Origin of the sequence: Pseudomonas sp. KU26590 (assembly GCF_026153515.1) — a bacterium.
Taxonomy (GTDB): domain Bacteria; phylum Pseudomonadota; class Gammaproteobacteria; order Pseudomonadales; family Pseudomonadaceae; genus Aquipseudomonas.
Genome location: NZ_CP110644.1, coordinates 3708174 through 3729544, shown reverse-complemented (window position 1 = coordinate 3729544; position 21371 = coordinate 3708174). Strand labels below are relative to the sequence as shown.

19 protein-coding genes are annotated in these 21371 nt (G+C 61.7%); 8 read left to right on the top strand and 11 right to left on the bottom strand.

What is annotated here, in order from left to right; translation table 11 throughout:
- The first annotated feature begins 24 nt into the window (after nucleotides 1-24).
- Complete coding sequence (locus tag OKW98_RS16225; RefSeq protein WP_265385678.1) at nucleotides 25-798, top strand: enoyl-CoA hydratase; 774 nt, start codon at nucleotides 25-27, stop codon at nucleotides 796-798.
- Between the two features lie 191 nt (nucleotides 799-989).
- Nucleotides 990-1694, top strand: coding sequence for a YebC/PmpR family DNA-binding transcriptional regulator (locus OKW98_RS16220; protein ID WP_265385677.1), 705 nt, complete (start codon nucleotides 990-992; stop codon nucleotides 1692-1694).
- A 361-nt stretch (nucleotides 1695-2055) separates the two neighbouring features.
- On the opposite strand, the gene OKW98_RS16215 is transcribed toward OKW98_RS16220, so the two are convergent.
- Together OKW98_RS16215 and OKW98_RS16210 are read right to left on the bottom strand one after the other, a co-directional pair.
- Nucleotides 2056-3339, bottom strand: coding sequence for a leucine-rich repeat-containing protein kinase family protein (locus OKW98_RS16215; RefSeq protein WP_265385676.1), 1284 nt, complete (start codon nucleotides 3337-3339; stop codon nucleotides 2056-2058).
- A 91-nt stretch (nucleotides 3340-3430) separates the two neighbouring features.
- A complete protein-coding gene (locus OKW98_RS16210) occupies nucleotides 3431-3979 on the bottom strand; it encodes a TetR/AcrR family transcriptional regulator (RefSeq protein ID WP_265385675.1) in 549 nt (182 codons plus the stop codon).
- A gap of 105 nt (nucleotides 3980-4084) precedes the next feature.
- Between OKW98_RS16210 and OKW98_RS16205 the strand changes: the two genes are divergently transcribed.
- On the top strand, nucleotides 4085-5290 hold the full coding sequence (locus OKW98_RS16205; protein WP_265385674.1) for an MFS transporter: 1206 nt from the start codon (nucleotides 4085-4087) through the stop codon (nucleotides 5288-5290).
- 6 nt (nucleotides 5291-5296) lie between these two features.
- Here OKW98_RS16205 and tspO read toward each other — a convergent pair whose 3' ends face one another.
- Complete coding sequence (gene tspO, locus OKW98_RS16200) at nucleotides 5297-5737, bottom strand: tryptophan-rich sensory protein TspO (RefSeq protein WP_265385673.1); 441 nt, start codon at nucleotides 5735-5737, stop codon at nucleotides 5297-5299.
- A 98-nt stretch (nucleotides 5738-5835) separates the two neighbouring features.
- Nucleotides 5836-6771, bottom strand: coding sequence for an aromatic alcohol reductase (locus OKW98_RS16195; protein ID WP_265385672.1), 936 nt, complete (start codon nucleotides 6769-6771; stop codon nucleotides 5836-5838).
- A 47-nt stretch (nucleotides 6772-6818) separates the two neighbouring features.
- Between OKW98_RS16195 and OKW98_RS16190 the strand changes: the two genes are divergently transcribed.
- The gene (locus OKW98_RS16190; protein WP_265385671.1) at nucleotides 6819-7310 is read left to right on the top strand and encodes a winged helix-turn-helix transcriptional regulator; all 492 of its coding nucleotides are present in this window, start codon (nucleotides 6819-6821) and stop codon (nucleotides 7308-7310) included.
- Here the strand turns inward: OKW98_RS16190 and OKW98_RS16185 are convergent.
- The 4 genes from OKW98_RS16185 to OKW98_RS16170 all read right to left on the bottom strand — a co-directional run bounded on the left by OKW98_RS16185 (nucleotide 7307) and on the right by OKW98_RS16170 (nucleotide 10581).
- The gene (locus OKW98_RS16185) at nucleotides 7307-7549 is read right to left on the bottom strand and encodes a hypothetical protein (RefSeq protein ID WP_265385670.1); all 243 of its coding nucleotides are present in this window, start codon (nucleotides 7547-7549) and stop codon (nucleotides 7307-7309) included. The genes OKW98_RS16190 and OKW98_RS16185 overlap by 4 nt on opposite strands.
- 86 nt (nucleotides 7550-7635) lie before the next feature.
- Nucleotides 7636-8658, bottom strand: coding sequence for a sensor histidine kinase (locus OKW98_RS16180; RefSeq protein ID WP_265385669.1), 1023 nt, complete (start codon nucleotides 8656-8658; stop codon nucleotides 7636-7638).
- Entirely contained in the window at nucleotides 8651-10150 is a 1500-nt protein-coding gene (locus OKW98_RS16175) for an ATPase domain-containing protein (RefSeq protein WP_265385668.1), read from the bottom strand. The genes OKW98_RS16180 and OKW98_RS16175 overlap by 8 nt, the downstream gene beginning before the upstream one ends.
- A complete protein-coding gene (locus OKW98_RS16170) occupies nucleotides 10147-10581 on the bottom strand; it encodes a hypothetical protein (RefSeq protein ID WP_265385667.1) in 435 nt (144 codons plus the stop codon). The genes OKW98_RS16175 and OKW98_RS16170 overlap by 4 nt, the downstream gene beginning before the upstream one ends.
- A gap of 692 nt (nucleotides 10582-11273) precedes the next feature.
- Here OKW98_RS16170 and OKW98_RS16165 point away from each other — a divergent pair.
- The 3 genes from OKW98_RS16165 (at nucleotide 11274) to OKW98_RS16155 (ending at nucleotide 14799) form a co-directional block, all read left to right on the top strand.
- Complete coding sequence (locus tag OKW98_RS16165; RefSeq protein ID WP_265385666.1) at nucleotides 11274-12869, top strand: lactate dehydrogenase; 1596 nt, start codon at nucleotides 11274-11276, stop codon at nucleotides 12867-12869.
- Between the two features lie 302 nt (nucleotides 12870-13171).
- Nucleotides 13172-14257, top strand: a complete 1086-nt coding sequence (locus OKW98_RS16160; RefSeq protein ID WP_265385665.1) for a catalase family peroxidase — start codon at nucleotides 13172-13174, stop codon at nucleotides 14255-14257.
- Nucleotides 14254-14799 carry a cytochrome b gene (locus tag OKW98_RS16155; protein ID WP_265385664.1) on the top strand — a complete coding sequence of 182 codons (546 nt, stop codon included), beginning with the start codon at nucleotides 14254-14256 and terminating at the stop codon, nucleotides 14797-14799. The genes OKW98_RS16160 and OKW98_RS16155 overlap by 4 nt, the downstream gene beginning before the upstream one ends.
- A 112-nt stretch (nucleotides 14800-14911) precedes the next feature.
- On the opposite strand, the gene OKW98_RS16150 is transcribed toward OKW98_RS16155, so the two are convergent.
- The 3 genes from OKW98_RS16150 to OKW98_RS16140 all read right to left on the bottom strand — a co-directional run bounded on the left by OKW98_RS16150 (nucleotide 14912) and on the right by OKW98_RS16140 (nucleotide 17666).
- On the bottom strand, nucleotides 14912-16054 hold the full coding sequence (locus tag OKW98_RS16150) for a M14-type cytosolic carboxypeptidase (protein WP_265385663.1): 1143 nt from the start codon (nucleotides 16052-16054) through the stop codon (nucleotides 14912-14914).
- A 156-nt stretch (nucleotides 16055-16210) separates the two neighbouring features.
- Nucleotides 16211-16750 (bottom strand): DUF4880 domain-containing protein, encoded by a 540-nt coding sequence (locus OKW98_RS16145; RefSeq protein ID WP_265385662.1) that lies wholly within the window; start codon nucleotides 16748-16750, stop codon nucleotides 16211-16213.
- Nucleotides 16751-17198: 448 nt separating this feature from the next.
- Complete coding sequence (locus tag OKW98_RS16140; RefSeq protein WP_265385661.1) at nucleotides 17199-17666, bottom strand: Lrp/AsnC family transcriptional regulator; 468 nt, start codon at nucleotides 17664-17666, stop codon at nucleotides 17199-17201.
- Between the two features lie 211 nt (nucleotides 17667-17877).
- Here OKW98_RS16140 and OKW98_RS16135 point away from each other — a divergent pair, with 211 nt between their 5' ends.
- Complete coding sequence (locus OKW98_RS16135; RefSeq protein WP_265385660.1) at nucleotides 17878-21363, top strand: indolepyruvate ferredoxin oxidoreductase family protein; 3486 nt, start codon at nucleotides 17878-17880, stop codon at nucleotides 21361-21363.
- Nucleotides 21364-21371 lie beyond the last annotated feature (8 nt).

Below are 21371 nucleotides of genomic sequence, written 5' to 3'. Positions count from 1 at the left end.
AAAAAAAAATAAGGAATAAAAACAATGGATTACACAACAATCCTCAAAGAAGTGAGAGGTCGCGTTGCGCTCTTGACCCTCAACCGCCCCGAGGCTCTCAACGCCCTGAACGCTCAGATGATCAGCGAACTCAACCATGCCCTTGACGAGCTGGAGCGCGATCACGGCATCGGCTGCATTGTCCTGACCGGCTCGGCAAAAGCGTTCGCTGCCGGGGCCGACATCAAGGAAATGGCCGAGCTGAAATACCCGCAGATCTATCTGGACGACCTGTTCAGCGACAGTGATCGGGTGGCCAATCGCCGCAAGCCGATCATTGCAGCGGTCTCGGGATTTGCCTTGGGCGGTGGCTGCGAACTGGCGCTGATGTGCGACTTCATCCTCGCCGCCGACAACGCACGCTTCGGTCAGCCGGAAATCAAGCTGGGCGTGCTGCCGGGCATGGGCGGCACCCAGCGCCTGACCCACGCGGTCGGCAAGGCCAAGGCCATGGAAATGTGCCTGACCGGGCGCCTGATCGACGCCGTCGAAGCGGAGCGTGCCGGGTTGGTGGCGCGTATCGTGCCCCAGGAGCAACTGCTGGATGAGGCGCTGAAGGTCGCGGCCGGCATTGCGGCCAAGTCGTTGCCGACGGCCATGATGGTCAAGGAAAGCGTGAACCGCGCGTTTGAAGTCAGCCTGGCCGAAGGCATTCGTTTCGAGCGCCGGGTGTTCCATGCGGCGTTTGCCAGCGAGGACCAGAAGGAAGGCATGGCGGCGTTCATCGAGAAGCGCGAGCCGGTGTTCAAGCATCGCTGATTCTGCTCAGGGCGGTGCGCGTCTCGGGGGTGTCTTCTGGCGCCAGCGTGTATAAAATGCGCCGGTCGCCGCGGTTCACCCTCGGCCTGTCATTATCGATCACCCTATTTTCAGCATTTATCGTCATCGGCCCGGCGTGCAAGACGCGTCGGAGCAGAGCGATTTATCGCCACCGGAACAAGAGAGCAAGCATGGGCGCACAGTGGAAGGTCAAACACAGAGAAGCGGCAGCCAACGCCAAAGGGCGTATTTTCGGCAAGCTGTCCAAGGAGATCATGATTGCCGCGCGCTCCGGCGCTGACCCCGACATGAACGCGCGCCTGCGTCTGGTGGTCGAGCAGGCCAAGAAAGCCTCGATGCCGCGCGAGACCCTCGAACGCGCCATCAAGAAAGGCGCCGGTTTACTCGGCGAGCACGTGCACTTCGAAAAGCTCACCTACGAAGGCTTCGCGCCGCACAAAGTGCCGGTCATCGTCGAGTGCCTGACCGACAACATCAACCGCACCGTGTCGGAAATTCGCGTGCTGTTCCGCAAGGGCCAGCTGGGCGCCGAAGGGTCGATCACCTGGGATTTCGACCACCTGGGCATGATCGACGCCGTTGCCGCCAAAGAGGATGCCGACGCTGAAGAGGCCGCTATCGAAGCCGGCGCTCAAGACGTTGAACTAGGCGAAGAGGGCGTCGCGACGTTCTATACCGACGTCACCGACCTGGACGCGGTGTGCAAGACCCTGCCCGAATTTGGTTTCACCGTTGAGTCGGCCAAGATCGGCTACCGCCCGAAAAACCCGGTTGAAGGCCTGACTGAAGAGCAGATGGCTGAAGTGGAAGCGTTCCTCGAAGCGATCGACAGCAACGATGACGTGCAGAACGTGTACGTCGGTCTGGCTGGCTAACGTTGCCCCGGCCATTGTAGGACCGGCTTTAGCCGGGAAAGCGTCTTCCCTCACACCGAGAAATTGAGGGTGCTCATGCTGGCCTCTTCCCGGCTAAAGCTGGTGCCACAGGTTGCGCGGGGTCATCTGGATCGGGTCCCGCTGACACGCTGCGTGCTTTTAGTGGGACTGGCTTTAGCCGGAAAGGCGTCTTGCGTCACGCCGCGAAATTGAGAGTGTCCATGCTGGCCTTTTCCCGGCTAAAGCCGGTCCTACAGGTTGCGCGGCGTCTTCAGACAGGGTTTTACTGACACACCGCGGGCTTAGTGGGACCGGCTTCAGCCGGGAAGGCGTCAGAGGCCAAACCGCAAAACGCCAGCGTTCAGAACTGCCGTTCAACCTCCGCAAACCCGGGCCGCTGCATCACATTCGCCTGCACGCAACGCCGCTCCAACTCCCGCAACTCCCCAGTTTGCGAATCGCTCTCGGCGCAGCAGTCCAGCAATTCCCCCAGCAATACCCCGAACGCCCGCACTTCAATGCGCTCCAGCCTTCTTCCCGTTTCTTCATCCGGGTAGAACGCCGCGGCGCCGAAATCCCCCAGCAGGCTGTCCCCACCCTCGTTCCAGAGGATGTTGTGGGCGTACAGATCGCCGTGGTTGATACCGTGGGCATGCAAATGTGCGCACGCTGCGGCGATCCCGGCGGCCATACGCTTCACGGTCGAAGCGCTCAGCCGGGTGCCGGTGTAGGTATCGCGTGTGCAGGATTCCAGGGTCGGGGGCCGTGCGAGGGTGACGAAAGAAGGCGAAATCAGCTCCATCACCAGCCCGCGAGCGCCTTGCGGTTGGTCCTGGATCTGCCCGAGCACCGGAATCAGATGAGCATGACGCCCCGCTGCAATGCACGCCTGCATCTCGTTCAATGGCGAGCCGTCGCTGGTGACATCGCCCTTGTACAGCTTCACCGCGACGTCCAGCGCCGAAGCGTCGTCATCAGCGCGCCACTGCGCCTGCTGAATCACCCCGGAAGCGCCTTCGCCCAGCACCTGTTGCAGCGCCAGTTGCGGCCACGGAATCTGCCGGATCGGCGCTTCGGTGTGGATGTCGTTCAGCGGATTGCCGGCAAACGCCAGCCACGCGAGTGCGGGCATTTCCAGCAGCCAGTGGGGCAGTTCATGGAAGTCGTTGACCGCGATCCGCACCAATTCCAGGCGCTGGCAGCGGGCCAGTGATGCCGGCAATTGCCGCAGCCGGTTGCCCGCGAGCATCAGCTTTTGCAGGTGCACACAGTCGCCGATGGCTTCAGGCAGGGTTTCGATACGGTTGTCGGTCAGCACCAGCGAGCGCAGCGAGGGCGGCAACGCGTTGGCCGGGACATCGACGATCTCGCAGGCCTTGAAGCCGACGAAGAACAGCTGCTCGCACTGCCCCAGGCATTCCGGCAGGCGGGTAAACGGATTGTTGGAGCAGAACAGGACTTTCAGGCGCTTGAGCCGGTGCAGGTCGGCGGGCAATTCGGTCAGCCGGTTGCCGCTCAGGTCCAGCACTTCCAGCGAATCGGCGAGGCTGAAAATCTCCTCGGGGAATTCGCCGAGGTCGGCGCTGAGAGTGAGCCGCGTGATGCCTGCCAGTTTGCCGGCACGCAGGTCTGCAAGGGTGTGCATGGGGGGAAGGGCGCCTGTGATCAATGAGCGCGCATGATACCCAGTCGCCGCGGCCGCTGCTCGTTTGGTCGCGAGCTCGACGGCCGGCGGATCAGCTCAGGGAGCGATCCAGCAATTGATGCATGCGCTCAAGGGACGGCGCCGATTCGGCGTACAGAATGCGGTAGACCATGGGCGCCACGACAGCGTCCACCAGTTCGTCCGCCGAAGGACTCTGTTCACCACGTTCCCGCGCCCGGTCGATGATGATCTGCAGTTGATCGCGGACCATGTTCAGGCACTTGCCCGAGCACAGGGTCGCGCTGCTGGCGACCACGTCGCGCATCATTTCGCGGCCCGGCGCCGAGTTGGTTTCTTCGAGGTAGACCTCGACCCAGGTGCGCAGGTCATCGCGCAGGTTGCCGCAATCTACTGGCTCATCCGGGCGCAAACGCTCGACAGCGGCGTCGGCCAGCAGCGAAGTCAGGTCGCCCCAGCGCCGGTAGATCGTCGACGGTGTAACACCGGCACGGGCCGCAATCATGGGCACGCTGAGGGCCGAACGCTCCTGCTCCTGGAGCAGATCGCGAACCGCCGCGTGAATCGATGTCTGCACCCGGGCACTGCGGCCGCCGGTGCGAATGCCTTCTTTGATAGCCATGCTGCGGACCCTAACACAAATTATTTGCTTTAAGCAGACGCTGCTCGCACACTGCTAACGCTAATTCATAGCTTTTGTGGCGTGCTTTTTCGGGAGAGTGTACTCGTGTCTGATTCTTTGCAGAACCCGCAAGTCGATGGTCGGGGGCGAAGCCACTTGGGTTTTCTGGCTTTCGTGCTGCTGTGTTTCTTTGCTGCCTCCAGTGCGCCCACGCCGCTTTACCACCTCTATCAACAGGCGTGGGGCTTCTCCTCGGCGCTGTTGACGGTGATTTTTGCCGTATACGCCCTGAGTCTGCTGGCGACGCTGCTGGTGTTCGGCTCGTTGTCGGATTACCTCGGCCGCCGCCCGGTGATATTGATCGGGCTGCTGCTGGAGATCATCTCGATGCTGCTGTTCATCGCCGCCACCGACGTCAGCTGGCTGATCGTCGCGCGGGTGTTGCAAGGCGTGGCGACCGGCATTGCCACCAGCGCGTTGGGCGCCGCGATGCTCGACAGCGATGCGCAGAAGGGCCCGCTGCTTAACAGCATCACGCCGATGTTCGGCATGGCACTGGGCGCGCTGGGGACCAGTGCGCTGGTGGAGTACGCGCCGCTGCCGATGGGCCTGGCGTATGGCTTGCTTCTCGCGGCGTTCGTGTGTCAGGCGGTCTATCTGCTGCGGGTCGCTGAAACGGTGACGCCGCAGCCGGGCGTGCTGAAAACCCTGCGGCCGCGGCTCGCCGTACCTGCGCAGGCGAGGGCGACGTTGTTGCTGGTGCTGCCCGCCGACATCGCCGCCTGGGCGCTGGGCGGATTCTTCCTGTCGCTGGCGCCGTCGCTGCTGACTGCCGCCACTGGCTCGACCTCGGTGCTCAACGGCGGCTTTGCCGTGGCAGCGCTGACCCTCAGTGGCGCGATTTCGATCCATCACCTGCGTCTGCGCGCGCCCCGGCTGGCCCTACTGGTGGGCTGCAGTTTTCTGGCGATCGGGGTTTCAGTGATTCTGGCGGCGGTGAACCTGGGCTGGTTGTGGCTGTTCTTTACCGGCGCCGTAGTGGCGGGCGTCGGCTTTGGCGCAAGCTTTCTTGGCGCGTTGCGCCTGTTGCTGCCGTTGGCCCATGCCCACGAGCGGGGTGCCTTGATGGCCGCCTTTCTGGCCTTGAGTTATCTGGCGTTCTGCATTCCGGCGCTGCTGGCCGGTGTGTCGATCAAAACGGCGGGGCTGGTGACCACCACCAATGTGTACGGTGGGGTGGTGGTCTTGCTCGCGGTGTCGGCGCTGGCCGGTCTGCTGATTCAGCAAGCCGGCAGGGCCCGGGCTACCTGATGCGTCTTACCGGTTATGGCGCAGAATCGAGAAATTCAGCGCCGCCGCCACGGTCAGCCAGACCAGGTACGGGAACAGGATCAGCCCGGTGATGAGGTCCAGCTGGATCCCCAGCACGACCATGGCGGCCACCACCAGCCACAGCAGCGAGATGATGACCATGCCCGCCATCAGTCGATGGGCGCCGAAGAACACCGGCGTCCACAGTGTATTCAAGGCAATCTGCGCGGCCCACAACGCCAGCACCGTTTCACTGCCGGGAATCAAGGTCAGGCGATAACCGGCCCAGGCCAGCAGCAGATAGATCGTCGTCCAGGCCACCGGAAACAGCCAGTTGGGCGGGGTGAAGCGTGGCTTTTGCAGCGATTCGTACCAGCTACCGGGTTGGAAGAGAATGCCGGTGCTGGCCGCTGCGCAGCAGGCGATGAGGAAGATGTAGAAGGTCATGTGGGGTCCTTTGCTGAAACCATTTGAAGTACCGGCCTTGGGGCCGTCTCGGCATTGGATACCTCTGCGCCGGAAAAATCCTTAGGCGCGCGCAGAGATTAATCCCGAGTCAGATGCGCCCGTGCCCAACCCTCGGCATCCGTGACCGCAATACCGTGCTGGCCATTGAACGTCTGCGCCCCGTCCCACGCGACCCCGCGCCCCATGGCGAACACTGCGCGGTATTTGCGCAGGTTGTCGCCGGGCTTTACCTCAAGGGCTGCCAGCAACTGCGGCACGCTGGAGGCTCGGCGCTCGAATGGCCCTCCGGTGACGCGCTCAAGCAGATCGGCGAGATCGCCGTAGGTGAGGGTATCGCCGGCGGTGTACACCACCTGATTGATGAAGCGCGGGCTGTGCAGGACGATAGCGGCAGTGAGGTTGCCGATGTCTTGCGGCGTCGTCACCGTGACCGCCGTGTCCAGGCTGCCCAGTGCATTGACCCGCCCGGCAGGCAGGTCAACCACTCCGAACGCCGGATCGAAAAGGAAGCTGGTGAACATGCCCGTGGCAATGATCAGCCATTCGGTTCGGGACTGAGCGCGCAGCAAGTCGCGCACATCCAGTTGCTCGTCGAACAGGTCTTGCGGGCTGCCACGGCCAATCACGTCGTAATCGACACCGAACTGCCAGGGGATGTAGCGCTTCACCCCAGAGGCGAGGGCGGCCTGGGTCAGCTTGCGCTGGGTGCCCCGGCCTGCGGCGAATCCCACGCAGCTGATCACGGTGTCGTAGCGGCTGAGTACCGCAGCAAGTTCCTCCATCGAGGCGTCGGCGATGTCAGCCACCTCAATGGCCACTCCAAGGGACCTGATCGCGGCGATTTCCTTTTGCTTTTCCGGGGAGGCGCTTTCGACACTGGCCTGGCGCAACAGCACGCTGATGTTCGCTGATTCGTCCGCACGGGCGGTGAGTCCTCGCAGCACGGCGAGGCCCAGTTCGCCCGCGCCCAAGACCAGAATGTGTGGTTTGACGTTTGGAATATCAGCCTGCATGGTGAGCCCCTTTTTGACGCACTTAACGTGAGGCTGGGGATCTTGTCATGGACATCGGCGGGCAAAAAGTAGGCACAGCGGTGATACCGAGCGGCCTGGAAGCGCAGGAAATCGTGCGGCTTTCGCAGAACGCCTGTCGCGCGCTCAGCGACGACGAGGACGGTCTCAAGCGCGATATCCTCGGCCACTCCGGCAACCGGTGGTCACTGGGCGTGGTGCACACGCTCGGCGTGACCAGCCCGTTGCGCCACGCCGAGCTGCGGCGCCAGCTGCATGGCGTCACACAGCGAATGCTGACGCACACCCTGCGCCAGCTGGAACGCGACGGGCTGATCAGTCGTCATGACTTCGGCGAGAAGCCGTTGCGCGTCGAATACGCGCTGACCGAACTGGGCATGGGCTTGCTGGTGCAGATGATTCCGCTGTGGACCTGGGTCATCGAACAGGCGGAGGGGTTTACAGCGGCGCGCCGACGCTATGACGCGGCAACGCTACGGCGCGCCAGTGAGGGAGGCTGCGAGCCGTCCGATCAGGATTAATCCGCCAGTTGGCTGAGCCGTTCCTGCACGGCGTCGTCGAAGATCATGTACAGCGTTTCTACATCGGCCGGGCGCAGGCGTTTGCTGGTCTCAAGGCTGAGGATGAAGCTGATCTCCATGGCGGCCTCGCGTTCGAGGTCTTCCTGGGTGGTGGCGGCGTTCAACGCACGCACCAGATCGTCGATCGGGCCTTGGATGGGTTTGGGTAGCCGAAGTGCAGCGATTCGCTCTTGGGGCATTGCTCAGTCCTGGGGGTGTCGGGTTTGGCGGCGAACCGAAAGGCGTGAAGCCCTGGAGCCTCGGATCGGTGCGTATTGTGGCCGAGTTACGGCGCAGATCCCACCAGAGGAAACAAAATAGTGAAATGGCAGCCCTTGCCTTCGCCCTCGCTGTGGGCGGTAACACTGCCGCCATGGGCTTCCACCAGTTGCCGGACCACCGTAAGACCGATGCCCAGGCCGGAGCCGTTGAAGCCCACTGCCTGGGTGTCCTGTACGTAAGCGTCAAAGATCACCGGCAGTGCGTGGGCGGAAATGCCCATGCCGTTGTCGGAGACGATGATCTCCAGCCCCTCGGCAACGGGGGTGGCGCACAGCCCGATGTTGCCGCCGCAGGGGGTGTACTTTGCCGAGTTGGTCAGCACGTTGGTGAAAATCTGCACGATCCTGATGCGGTCGCCGTTGACCAGCAGGGGCGAGTCGGGAAGGCTGACGCCAAGGTGCAGGTTTTTCTTGTGCATCATCGGCGCGCAGGCTTCAACGGCCTCGTGGATGATCTCAACGATGTCCACGTGGGCGTAGGTCAGACGCAATTTGCCGCTGCTCGCCCGGGAAACATCCAGCAAGTCTTCGACCATGCGCGACAGATGCTGCACCTGGCCTTCGATCATCGCGCGCATTTCCGGCAGTTTGTCGCTGGACGCGCGCACCATGCGCTCGGCGATCAGGCTGATCGGCGTCAGCGGGTTGCGCATTTCATGGGCGACCGACGCCATGGCGGTGCGATGCTGGGACAGGGACAGTTCGGCCTGGGCCTGCAGGGTTTGCGCGTGGAGCGCAGAAATCACCAGATGCTGGTTAGCTTCGCGCAACTCCTGATAGACGTCGGGGTGTGCACTGGCGGCTGGCGCTTGCACCTGCGCTGCCAACGCCGCCAGCACCAGTTTCTGATTGGCTTCCACCAGCAACTCAATGTGCATGACATTGCCGGCAGAGGCTTCAGCCTCAAACAGCTCTCGGCGCAGGGACGCCAGGTGCGCCAAGGCCTTCTCCTTGTTTTGAGCGAGCCGGACGAATTCGTGGTCTGCGCCTGCGCCCCCGGCTTCGTCATGGTTGTCGAACTCACTCATCAGAGCCTGCTCGTCGGACGTCATCCACAGCGCTTGCAAACCCTGGCGCCAGGCGCGTCGGGCGGCCGCCCAACAGCCCCTCCTGATTGTGCAGGCGGGTGCCTATCTGCAAGCCGTTGTCGTCAATACGGTACAGCCGTAACTCATCCGAGTGGGCGCTGGCCCGGACCTTGACCACCGCCATGATGCGCTGCAAGCGGCTGTCGATTTCAATGTAGCGCTGGACGATGATCGCATCGGTAAGAAACGCCGTTCCGTAAGGGCTGAAGCGCAGATCCGTGTAGCGGTCTTCCAGTTCCGAGGTCATCAACACACTGACCCCGCTGCTGGTCAACGCATTGACCATGCGCGACAGGGATTCGCGGAAGTCTTCACGAAACGCAGGGGCCACGGCCAGTTCGAAGCCGGACAGCGAGTCGATGACCACACGCGTCGCGTCCAGTCTGCGAATTTCGCCGAGCAACTGCTGCACGATCTCATCGATGGACAGGTCGGGCACGCGTCGGTCGACGACGCCCACTTTGTCCATTTGCACCAGACGCGTGAGTGCGGCGTTATGCAGATGGTTGGGTCGCTGTTCGAAGACCGCGATCACGCCCGTTTCGCCGCTACGCGCACCCTCTTCGAGAAAAGCCGCCGCCAGCAGGCTCTTGCCGGAGCCCGAAGGACCAGCCACCAGCAACGAATAGCCCCGGGGCAGGCCGCCGCCGAGCATGTCGTCCAGATGTGGCACGCCCATCTTCAGGCGCTGCTGCGGGCTGCCGATCAGCTCGGCGCGGTCCTGAAGCGTGACAGCGGCAGGCGGAAATACTGTGATCCCCGAATCGGCGATGCGGAAGGTGTGCAGCCCGGGCAGTGTTGGCTGGCCGCGCATCTTCATGATCTCCATCTTGCGCACCATGGAGTTGCGCTGAACGCTTTGACGCAGCCAGATCAGCCCATCGGCGACGGTGAAGATCGGATTGCTGTCGAGCTCGTTGAAATACTCCCCCAGCAGGAAGGTCGTCGCCTGCCAGGTGGTCATCAACATGCCCAGCTGTTGCACGAACTGCGGCAGGTTGTTGTTGGGGTTGCAGTCTGTTTCGCTAGCCAGCACGACAGAGCGGAACGAGTCGACGAACACCAGGGCAGGGCTGTGGGTTTCCACTTCGGCGACGATGCGCCGCAAGACTTCATCCAGATCACCGGCGAGGGTGTCGTCCGCCAGATTGACGTAGCGGATCGAGCGGTTCACCGCTTCTTCGTCGAAAAAGCTGAACTGCTGCTGGTAGCGCAGCATTTTCAGCGGCGGCTCGCCAAGCACTGTAAAGAAAATCGCGGGACGCTCTGGCGTCGCCAACGCGAACATCATCTGATGCGCCAGCGTGGTCTTGCCGCAGCCTGGCGGGCCGGCGATCAGGTTGAAGGAAAACTCCGGCAGGCCGCCACCCAGAATCTCGTCGAATCCCGGTACGCCCGTTGCCAGGCGATTGATTGTGACTTTGGTACTCATCGTGAAGTGTCCTGGGCAGGCGGGCCGCTGAAAGAATGTTCCCACACGTCAAGCAGCAGTCGTGCAGCGAGTGATGGGCCGATCAGGGTGGCCAGTAACGCGTAAAAGGTATTCAGAACTTCCTGACTGAAAAAGAGCGCGTCATCTATTGATTGCTCGGCCAGTAACGCTCTCAACTCTTGAATGTCCATGCCCACTACCAACAACGTGTAACTGTTCCCAAGCAGCGGATGCTTCGATATGCAAACGTGAAGGCTGCGGCGGTGCAGCGCAGCAACGCCTTTAGGCCCGAGGATGGGCGTCAGGGAGTTATTAATGTCTTCGAACATCGAGGTAATGGCTTTAGCGACTTGAGAAACTTCAGCGCTGCCGTTTACCCGACGTGCCAGGCATGCGGCGATTCGCTGGCCTGCTTCGCTTTCAGCAAACATGGGATTAAGTTCTGATAGGTGTCGATGGATAGTACACCTTCTCGCCAAACCGAACAGACGCATTGAGCGCGCGCCTCTTTGGATTGCGGGTCTGTGCCCACGCCGCCCGGCCGAGGCTTCTGAGCGCTCTCGAAGGTGTGAGGTCCTATTTGACCTGAGTTTCACTGTTCAAAGTAAAGGGTTTGTTGTTTTTTGATTCCTGGCCAAACCTCAGCCGCATCCGTGCGCCCGTTGCTACTTCTTTAAAAGATCTACCACGGTGGGGACGTATCCATTTGAAGTAGTGAAGTGCAAGTTTGTTAATGATGATTCAAATGAGTGGTTTGTCGGAAAGTGGTTGAGGTGCCGCTGGGTGCTCGGCGCTTGGTGTCGAAACCATAACTAATGAAGAAACTAACCGACTGAATAGTTTATAGATGCGTTCGCATATATAAGGCGCGGTTCAGGGTGTCGACAATGTGCCCTCTATGTTGTACGGGGCGGTCGCCTGTGTGCACTTCTGCCGCGGGGTGGCGCCGTATATCAAGTGCTGAACCATCGGATGGTTGAGGATGGCCAGGGTCTGCAGTTCGACGACTGCGTTTGTATCGCAATGCAGCGGGAATGCTCCAGCTTTGTATCGCTCAAGTTACAAACCCCTCCGCCGACACCCTTTTCAGGAAGTCTATTACTCACTTGAACAGGGAAGTGCCATGTCAGCGATTGCTTCGGTCAGCTCATCCGCCCAGTTGATGCCAGTGATTAAACCGGCGGCCACCGTCGCGGTCAATGATAACGCTGCTGCTGGCACCACCAGTACCACGCCGTCGTCCGTCGTCATGCTCGGCCAGGACACCAAGGTCAGTGACGCGCTGACCTATAACGTCCGTGGACTGATGCCTGACGCCAACGTACCGCCCGCCTGGGAGTACACCCGTCAAGACAAGGTCTCACTGGCGATGATGGGCAATTTCAACACCTCCGCCACGGCGGGGCGTTTCCAGGGCTTGGGCGCGACGCTGCTCAGTCAATTGGCCCAGACCGGGCAAAACATCTCCCAATCGGTGTTGCGCTCGACGACCGGCAAAGCGCTGGAGCCTGCCGAACTTGCCGCGGCTCAGGACCGCCTGCACAGTAATCCGGCCAACAGCATCAGCCTGACGCTGAAAACCGCCAGCGGCAAAACCATCGAGCTGAGCCTTTCCAGCCAGGACGACGGCCTGGCGGTGCAGGCTCAGGTGAGCGGCGGCAAGCTCAGCGACGATGAGTTGAACGCACTTAATGCCATGGCGGACGGTTTTCAGTCGGCTATCGACGGCCTCACGTCGAAGCCGCCTACCTTGAAGCTGGACGCCCTGACGCAGTTCGACACCAAGACGTTTGCCTCCGTTGATTTGAAAACCAGCCTCAAGCTTGAAGACGGCAGCGCCCAGACCCTTGAACTGCACGCCGATGCCGACCAGCGCTCGGTGCGCATGAGTGGGGCGCTGGGTAATCTTGATCTGTCGGTGGACCTGAAAAACGCGGCCATTCGGGGTGACAGCGCTCAGCAGGCCAAAGCACTGGACGGCTATGTCAGCCAGATCGAGGCGGCGCGCAAGCGCGGTGATGGCGACGCGCAGTTGCTGTCGATGTTCGAGGACGCCTTCAAAACGCTGCACAGCCATTACCCGGACACCCGCGTGTCTTCGGCGCCGCAGACGGTCAATTCGATTGAATTGACCGACACCGATCACAGCCTGTTGACCGGCCTCGGTGACTTCAGCGCGTCGGTCAGCGAGAAGAGCGTCGAAGGTAACCCCGCACGCCCCGGTGAACTGGACTCCTTCGCCTATACCTTGTCGCAAACAACGCAGTCCAAGGGACGCGACCAGTTGAACCGGACCATCGTCCAGGACCAGCAGTCCCAGCTCACGGCCAGTTATCACAAGCCCCTGCCGGGCGGGCAAAAGCTGGCGCTGAGCACCGATCCCACGACGCAGAATTACCTGTATTACCAGGTCAGCGACCAGGCGAGCAGCAAGACCAGTATCGGCTATAAAAAAGGCGAGCTGGTCGATGCGACGCTGAGCCAGTCGGCGAGCCATTCGACGCGTATTTCCAGGTACGTGATGGGCCGCCTGGAAAAAGACACCCACACGCCGATCTCTACTTCCAAGACCCAGAGTTTCCTCAGCGTGCTGCAGCAGGCCTTGCAACAGGACAAGGAGGCGAAGCAGGGGCGCGGGGCTTCCACGCTCAACGGTACCTTGGCGAGCCTTCATGCCAGGGTGCTGCTGCAGAGCGAGCCCTCGAAGCTGGATGGTTGATAGCGGTATAGCCTCGATTTTGTAGCGCGCCGTCCGACGCCTTCCCGGCTAAAGCCGGTCCCACCAAGGGCGCGCCGTTCCTCACATTGGGACACTGCCAGAACCATTGGCCGCGCACGATGCTTTTAGTGGGACCGGCTTCAGCCGGGAAGGGGCCAGTGTGATCAGCCGCTGATTCTGACTGTGCTCCGGCGGCTCACCGCTCCCCGCCCTGAACCTGACAAACCTCAAGCATCCGGCTATAAACAAAGCGTGCCAAGCACCTTGCTGTTTCCAGAGGCTAGAAGCCCGGAGTGTTATCGATGATTGACCGTGAGCCACCGTATCCCCGTAAGCCCCCGCTCAGTAATTCCGAAAAACTGGCGCGTCTGGCCGGTATCGGCCTGGTCGTACTGGTCGCCGCTGGCGCCTTCGCCTACGTCAATGGCAGCCTCGACCCACAGCGACTGACGCCTGCGCGGGTCGTTGACGTGTTCGAGCGCAACAACGGTGTGCACCCCGGCTACCGTCGCAATCACCCCAAAGGCATCTGCGTCGCCGGCGTGTTCGAGAGCAACGGCGCCGCCGCCAGCCTGTCCAAAGCCGAGGTGTTTGCCAGCGGGCGCACCCCGGTGATCGGCCGTCTGGCCGTGCCCACCGGCAATCCGTATTCCCCGGACAGCGCCGCGCCCCTGCGCAGTTTCGCCCTGCAGTTCACCCAGCCCAACGGCCAGCAGTGGCGCACCGGCATGAACAGCATGCCGGTGTTTCCGGTCGGCACGCCCGAGGCCTTCATCGACCTGCAAATCGCCACCGGGCCCGACCCCAAGACCGGCAAACCCGATCCGGCGAAACCCCCGGCGTTCTTTGCCGCGCACCCGGAAGCCCAGCCGTTTCTGGCCTGGGTCAAAACGGCCAAGCCCTCGGCCAGTTTCGTCACCGAGACCTACAACAGCGTCAACGCCTTCATCCTGGTCGATGCCAACGGCAAGCGTCAGCCCGTGCGCTGGAGTCTGGTGCCGGCAGCCACCGATGCGTCGTCTGCGCCCGACGCCAAGGAGTATCTGGACAAGGACCTCAGCGACAGACTGGCCAGCGGGCCTCAACGCTGGAAACTGGTGCTGACGCTGGCCAACCCTCAGGACCCGACCAACGACGCGTCCAAGGCATGGTCCGGTGAACACAAGACCGTGGACGCCGGGACGCTGGTGGTCAACGCCGACAGCCCGCAACTGAATGGCGACTGCCGCGACATCAATTACGATCCGCTGATCTTGCCCAGTGGCATTGAAGGCTCGGACGATCCGCTGCTTGCCGCGCGTTCGGCGGCCTACGCCGCGTCGTACATGCGTCGCACAAGTGAGGTCGATCAACTCAAAGCCGAACCCGCCCAGGAGAAACAGCCATGAGCACGCCCGTCAAGCATTTCGCCCCACTGGCGCGCCTGCTGCACTGGCTGATGGCGCTGATGGTCATCGCCATGCTGTTCATCGGCGCCGGCATGGTGGCCTCGGTGTCAGAGCGCCACGAGTGGCTGCTGAACCTGCACAAGCCCTTGGGCATTGCGATTCTGCTGCTGGTCATCGTCAGGATCATCGTCCGAGTCACCACCCAAACGCCGCCGTTACCCGCTGACTTACCGGCGGTGCAGGCGCTGGCGGCCAAACTGTCGCATTACTTGCTGTATACGCTGATGCTGGCGATGCCGCTGATTGGCTGGGCGATGATTTCCGCCGCCGGAGATCCGGTCATGCTCGGCAGCTCAGTGCGCCTGCCGTCCATCGTTGCCGCCAACCCGGACACCTTCGCGCTGCTGCGCAAGGCCCACGCCTATCTGGCGTACCTGTTCTTCCTGACGATCCTGACGCATCTGGCCGCCGCGCTGTTTCACGGCTGGGTGAGGAGGGATGAAGTGCTGGACAGCATGCTGCGGGGGAAATCGCGGGGTTGATCTTGCAGTGATTGCCTGCTGTGAATAAGGCAGACGACATCGCCAGTGGGCTTAACCCCGCTGGCGATGTTGTTTCCGGCCTCCGGTCAGCGTATCCGAATCAGGCTGCGATTCAGCGCAACACGGAAACCATCTGCCCCAGGGTGGTCAGCACATCGCGGGCCAGCTGTTTGGAGCGTTGGCCTGACCAGCCGGTGACGACATCGGGGGCGTCATCGTTGTCCTTGAACGGCATCTCCAGCGTCAGCGACAGGCACTTGTAGCGCTCGCCGACGCTGTTGCACGCCAGGTTCATGTTGGCCCGGCCCGGCGCCGATGTCGGATAGCCGTATCGGGTCTGGAAATCCCGGGTCAAGCCGCTCAGCCGCGCGCGGAAATCCGCTTCCAGTTGTGCCTGCTTGTCGGTGTATCCCGGGTTGCCTTCGCAGGCGGCGGTGAAGACGTAGGGGATTTCCTCATCGCCGTGAACGTCAAGGAACATGTCCACGCCGTATTTTTCCATCTGCGCTTTGACGAAGAACACTTCCGGGCTGTGCTCTGCGGTCGCGTCCTGCCAGGCACGGTTGAGGTCCTTACCCTGAGCGTTGGTGCGCAGATGCCCGTGGAACGAACCGTCCGGGTTCATGTGCGGCACCAGATACAGGTTCGCCGAGGCCAGCAGCCCCTGCAACTCAAGGTCGTTTTCCTGCAGTCGCTCGATGATGCCTTCCATGAACCACTCGGCCATGTGCTCGCCGGGGTGCTGTTGCGCGATGATCCAGATATTGCGCTTGCCCGCCGCGCCATCGCCCTTGCGAAGCAGCGGAATGTTACGGCCTTCGACGCTCTTGCCGGTGGCCAGCAACTCGGTGCCGGCTTTGTTCAGCGCTTGGTCAACAAGCCAGTTATGGCGCTCACGGCTGTAAGGTTCGAAGTAGGCGAACCACACCTGGGATTCGCTGGGCGTCAGCTCGAAGTTCAGCGCCTTGCCGTCGAACTGGCTCGGCACGCGGAACCAGGTTTTCTGATCGTAGGAGGCCACTGCGTTGTAGCCGGTCCATGCGCGGTTGTAGCTCGACTCGCCGGCGTTGGTCAGGCTGAAGCCGTGGGGCTCGCCGATGTGCAGGCCGTCGACCTTGAAATGGAACCACTGGAAATGCGCGCTCTTGGTGTCAGGGCGAATCGCCAGTTGCACCGCTTTAGGGTTGCTGGCGTCGAGCACGACGATGTTACCGCTGTCGAAATCGGCGGAGATAGAAAGGGCGGTTTGAGTCACGGGAGCGTCCTGATTGCATGATCTACCATTACGAGGCCATCGGAAGGCAATCCAGGCCAGGCCTGATTGTCTCGCTGGGCTGTTATGACAGTTACTTTACACGCAACAGGTTGAAGGGCGGCGACAGAATAGTTCGCCAAAGAGTCGGCTGCGGCGTCAGCTGTAAGCTTCGGCAGTAACCAGCAGGCCGCACAGCAGCATCGTCACCAACAACCAGCCGAAATACACGCGAGGTTTGCGTCGATGCCAACCGCTGGCGCCCAGAATTGCGGCGGGCGCATGCAGTGTGCGCCAGAATTGCTCGCTGTTTTGAAACGCCGCCAAGTGCCGGGGATCGGCGTCGAGCCAGTGACGGAACTCGATGCGCTGACTGGCGGTGGCCTGGGGGCTTTGCAGGTGCACGTACCAGCGCAGGGCCTGAAGCAGAACCGCCCGGGCCGGATCATGTTCGGCGGGCTCGCTGACGCAACGCTCAAGCGCCGCGGTCATGCAGCGTTCGACGGTGCTGGCGTCCAGGTCAAGCAGATGGGCGATATCGGTGTAGGAAAGGTCGTCGAGGCGGCTGAGCAGAAACACTTGCAGAACCCTGCGCGGCAGTCGCTGGAGGCGGCGTCGGTACAGATCGGTTTCGGCGCTCGCGCCCGGGGCAGGCAGTACGGGGGAGGCGGTTATCAACGAGTCGAGGAGCTGCGTCATGGCGTCTTGCTCACTGTTTGAATAGCGGCGGTCGCGGAAAACATTGTGGCGTGTTCTGGTCTTTACTGAGAATCTTTTACTGAATATGTCAGTTTTTGACAGCAGCAACGGTCCACTGGTCGGTCCATTTGCTATGATGCGCCCCATCGAAAAGACAGATCACTGTCGAACCCTCTTCATTAGCCTGAAGACGCAACACCAGACCGAACCCAGACCCGAAAAGGGCATAAAAAAAGACCCGGCTATAAGCCGGGTCAAAAACCGTGATTAGCCTGATGAGGAGATAATCCGGAAGCCGACCTAAGGCTTCTGGGTTACCAACCAGTCTCGCGACCGGTTGCGCTCAATAATAATCATTCCCATTTGAGAGTCAATGCTTTTTTCGCGGCCCAGTGAAAAGAGTTTTCTGCGTGGGCGCTCTTTGCATCCGCCTCATTCAATCGACAGCTCAGTCAATCGGCAATTCTGTTGTGCGCTTCACCACACTCATCGCGATATTCGAATGCGCTTCCTGCACATGGGGGCTTTGCAGCAGGTGGTGGCGCAAAAAGCGCTCATAGCTGGCGATGTCCTGCACTACGACCTTGAGCAGGAAATCCATGTCGCCGGCCATGGTGTAGCACTCCAGCACTTCGCGAAATCCGGTGATCGCCTCTTCGAACTCCGTCAGGTACTTACGCCCGTGACCGGACAGCTTGACGTCCACGAACACGGTCATGGTCAGCCCGAGTTTGGCCGGGTTGAGCAGGGCGACCTTGCGCTCGATGACGCCTTCTTCTTCCAGACGATTGATGCGCCGCCAGCAGGGTGATTGCGAGAGTTCGACGCGCTCGGCGATCTCGGCGGCCGAGAGATCGGCGTCGTGCTGCAACAGACGGAGGATCTTGCGATCGATGGGGCTGAGCTTGACCTGCATGAATTGACCCTTTTTTATTCTTGAACGGGAACGGGCATGCACGATATGAGCAGATTCACGGCGATTTAGGAAGAAAAAGCCTGCGGCGGGCAGGCAGTATTTTGTCTGTGACCGTTGGGCTGAACCGTCCTGACGGCGAGGCGCTGGCAAGGCTGCAAACGCCGCTGGCGCCGCATTCAAAACGCACTAATAAAAACAAAGGAGTGCCTGAATGTCCCTGGCTGATATTCGTCTGGACGATAAGTACCGACTCGCAACCGGCAATCTGTACCTGACCGGAACCCAGGCGCTGACCCGCCTGCCGATGCTGCAGAAGCAGCGCGACGAAGCCCGCGGGCTCAACACCGCCGGGTTTATCTCCGGCTACCGCGGCTCTCCGTTGGGGAACCTCGACAAGAGCCTCTGGGACGCCAAGGATTATCTCCAGCAGAACGCCATTCATTTCCAGCCCGGCGTCAACGAAGAGCTCGCCGCGACGGCGGTCTGGGGCAGCCAGCAAGTCAATCTGTTCCCCCACGGCAAATACGACGGCGTCTTCGCCCTCTGGTACGGCAAGGGCCCGGGCGTTGACCGCTGCGGCGACGTGTTCAAGCACGGCAACTCGGCCGGCGTCGCCGAAAATGGCGGTGTACTGATCCTCGCCGGCGATGACCATGGCTGCAAATCCTCGACCATCGCACACCAGAGCGAACACGCCTTCATTGCCTCGATGATCCCGGTGCTTAACCCGAGCAACGTCCAGGAAATCCTCGATTACGGCATCATCGGCTGGGAGCTCTCGCGCTACAGCGGGTGCTGGGTGGCCATGAAAACCATCGCCGAAAACGTCGATTCTTCGGCCGTGGTCGAAGTCGATCCGCTGCGCATCCAGACGAAGATCCCCGAAGACTTCCAGATCCCAGAAGGCGGCCTGCACATTCGCTGGCCCGATCCGCCCCTGGCCCAAGAGGCGCGGCTCAACACTTATAAAATCTACGCCGCCCGCGCGTTTGCCCGGGCCAACAACCTCAACAAGGTGGTGATCGATTCCCCACAACCGCGTCTGGGCATCATCACCACCGGTAAGTCGTACCTTGACGTGCGTCAGGCCCTGGAAGAGCTGGGCATCGACGAAGAACTGTGCGCCTCGGTGGGCATTCGCGTGCTCAAGGTCGGCATGAGTTGGCCGCTGGAGCCGGTGTCGGTGCACGGCTTTGCTGAGGGGCTGGATGAAATCCTCGTGGTCGAGGAAAAACGCAGCGTGATCGAGGATCAGCTCACCGGCCAGCTGTACAACTGGCCGGTGGATCAGCGCCCTCGTGTCGTTGGTGAATTCGATGAAGAAGGCCGCTCGCTGTTGCCGAATCTGGCTGAACTGACGCCAGCGATGATCGCCCGGGTCATCGCCAAGCGCCTCGCGCCGATCTACAGCAGCCCTAAAATCGACGCCCGCCTGCAGTTTCTGGCCGACAAGGAAAAAGCCCTTGCCGCGCCGCTGTTCAACACCCAGCGCACCCCGCATTTTTGCTCGGGCTGCCCGCACAACACCTCGACCCGCGTGCCCGAGGGCAGTCGCGCCCTGGCCGGTATCGGCTGCCATTACATGACCATCTGGATGGACCGGGAAACCGAGACCTTCACCCAGATGGGCGGCGAGGGCGTGACCTGGATCGGCCAGGCGCCGTTCACCGAAACACCTCATGTGTTCCAGAACCTCGGCGACGGCACTTACTTTCACTCCGGGCATTTAGCGCTGCGGGCGGCGGTCGCGTCGAAGGTCAACATCACCTACAAGATTCTCTACAACGACGCGGTCGCCATGACCGGCGGGCAGCCCATCGACGGCGTGCTGCGCGTGGATCAGCTCAGCCGGCAGGTGTTCAACGAAGGCGTGCTGCGCATCGCGCTGGTCTCGGACGAGCCGGAGAAATACCCGAGCCGCGAGCAGTTCGCGCCGATCACTACCTTCCACCACCGCAGCGACCTGGACGCCGTGCAGCGCGAACTGCGTGAGTTCAAGGGCGTCTCGGTGATCATCTACGACCAGACCTGCGCCACGGAAAAACGCCGTCGCCGTAAACGCGGGACGATGGTCGACCTGGACAAGCGCGCCATCATCAACCCGGCCGTGTGCGAAGGCTGCGGCGATTGCGGCGTCAAGTCGGGTTGCCTGTCGGTGCTGCCGAAGGAAACCCCGGAAGGGCGCAAGCGCGAAATCGACCAGAGCGCGTGCAACAAGGATTTCAGCTGCGTCGAGGGTTTCTGCCCAAGCTTCGTCACCGTGCATGGCGGCAAGCTGCGCAAGCCGCAATTGCCCAAACAGGCTCAGGCGTTCGCTGAACTGCCGCAGCCGACGCTGCCGAGCCTCGCTCAGCCCTACAACATTCTGTTGCCGGGCGTGGGCGGTACTGGCGTGACCACCGTCGGTGCGATGCTCGGTTATGCGGCCAATCTGGAAGGCAAGGGCTGCAGCGTGCTCGACCAGGCCGGTCTGGCGCAGAAGTTCGGCCCGGTGGTCAGCCACATCCGTATCGCCGCGCGGCAGGAAGATCTGTTCGCCGTGCGCATTGCGGCTGGTGAGGCTCATCTGCTGCTGGGTTGTGACCTGATGGTGGCGTCGGGCCCCGATGCGATTGCCAAGCTCAACAGCGCGAAAACCCATGCGGTGATCAACAGCCAGCAGACGCCGACCGCTGAATTCACCCGCAATCCCGACGCTGAGTTCCCGGCCGAAGCGATGATGCAGACCATCCGCGAGGCCGTTGGCGCTGAAAAAACGCACTTCGTGCAAGCAACGGACCTGGCGACCAAACTGATGGGCGACAGCATTGCCAGCAACCTCTTCATGCTGGGTTATGCCTTCCAGCTCGGGTTGATTCCGTTGACCTCTGCGGCCATCGAAAAAGCCATCGAGCTCAACGGCGTGGCGGTCAATCTGAACCAGCAAGCGTTTCTGTGGGGGCGTCGTGCGGCATTCGACCTGCCAGCGGTGCAAGCGGCCGCCAACCCGCAGACCCAGCCAACGCCGGACCCTGAGCATTTGACCCTGGAAGAGCGTGTCACGCGCAATGTTCACGGTTTGATCGCCTACCAGAATGGCGCGTTGAGCGAGCGCTACCTGACGCTGGTGAACCGTGTGCGGGATGCCGAAGCGCGGCTGTTCCCCGGCCAGCCGCCTGCGTTGACCGAGGCGGTGGCGTTCAACTACTTCAAGCTGCTGGCCTACAAGGACGAGTACGAAGTGGCGCGGCTGTACAGCAACGGCGACTTCACCCGTCAGTTGGAAGCGCAGTTCGAGGGCGATTACCGCATCGAGTTTCATCTGGCGCCGTCTTGGCTGGCCAAGCGCGACCCGAACAACGGTGCACCGCGCAAACGCAGTTTCGGGCCATGGATGCTGAAGGCGTTCGACGTGCTGGCGCGTTTCAAATTCCTGCGCGGGACTGCTTTTGATCCCTTCGGCCGCAGCGTAGAGCGCCGTCAGGAGCGCGAGTTGATCGATGCTTACGTGGGCGACATCGAGCTGATCCTCGGCCACCTGAGCGCAGGCAACCGGCATACCGCCCTGAACCTGGCGCGCCTGCCGGAGCGCATTCGCGGCTATGGTCACGTCAAGGAAAGCGCCATGAAAGCAGCGGCACTGCAGGCGGCGCGGATGCGTCAAAGCCTGGTCAGTGGCGAGGTTGAAGTGCTGAAGTTGTATGAAGTAGCGGCGTGAAGCACAGG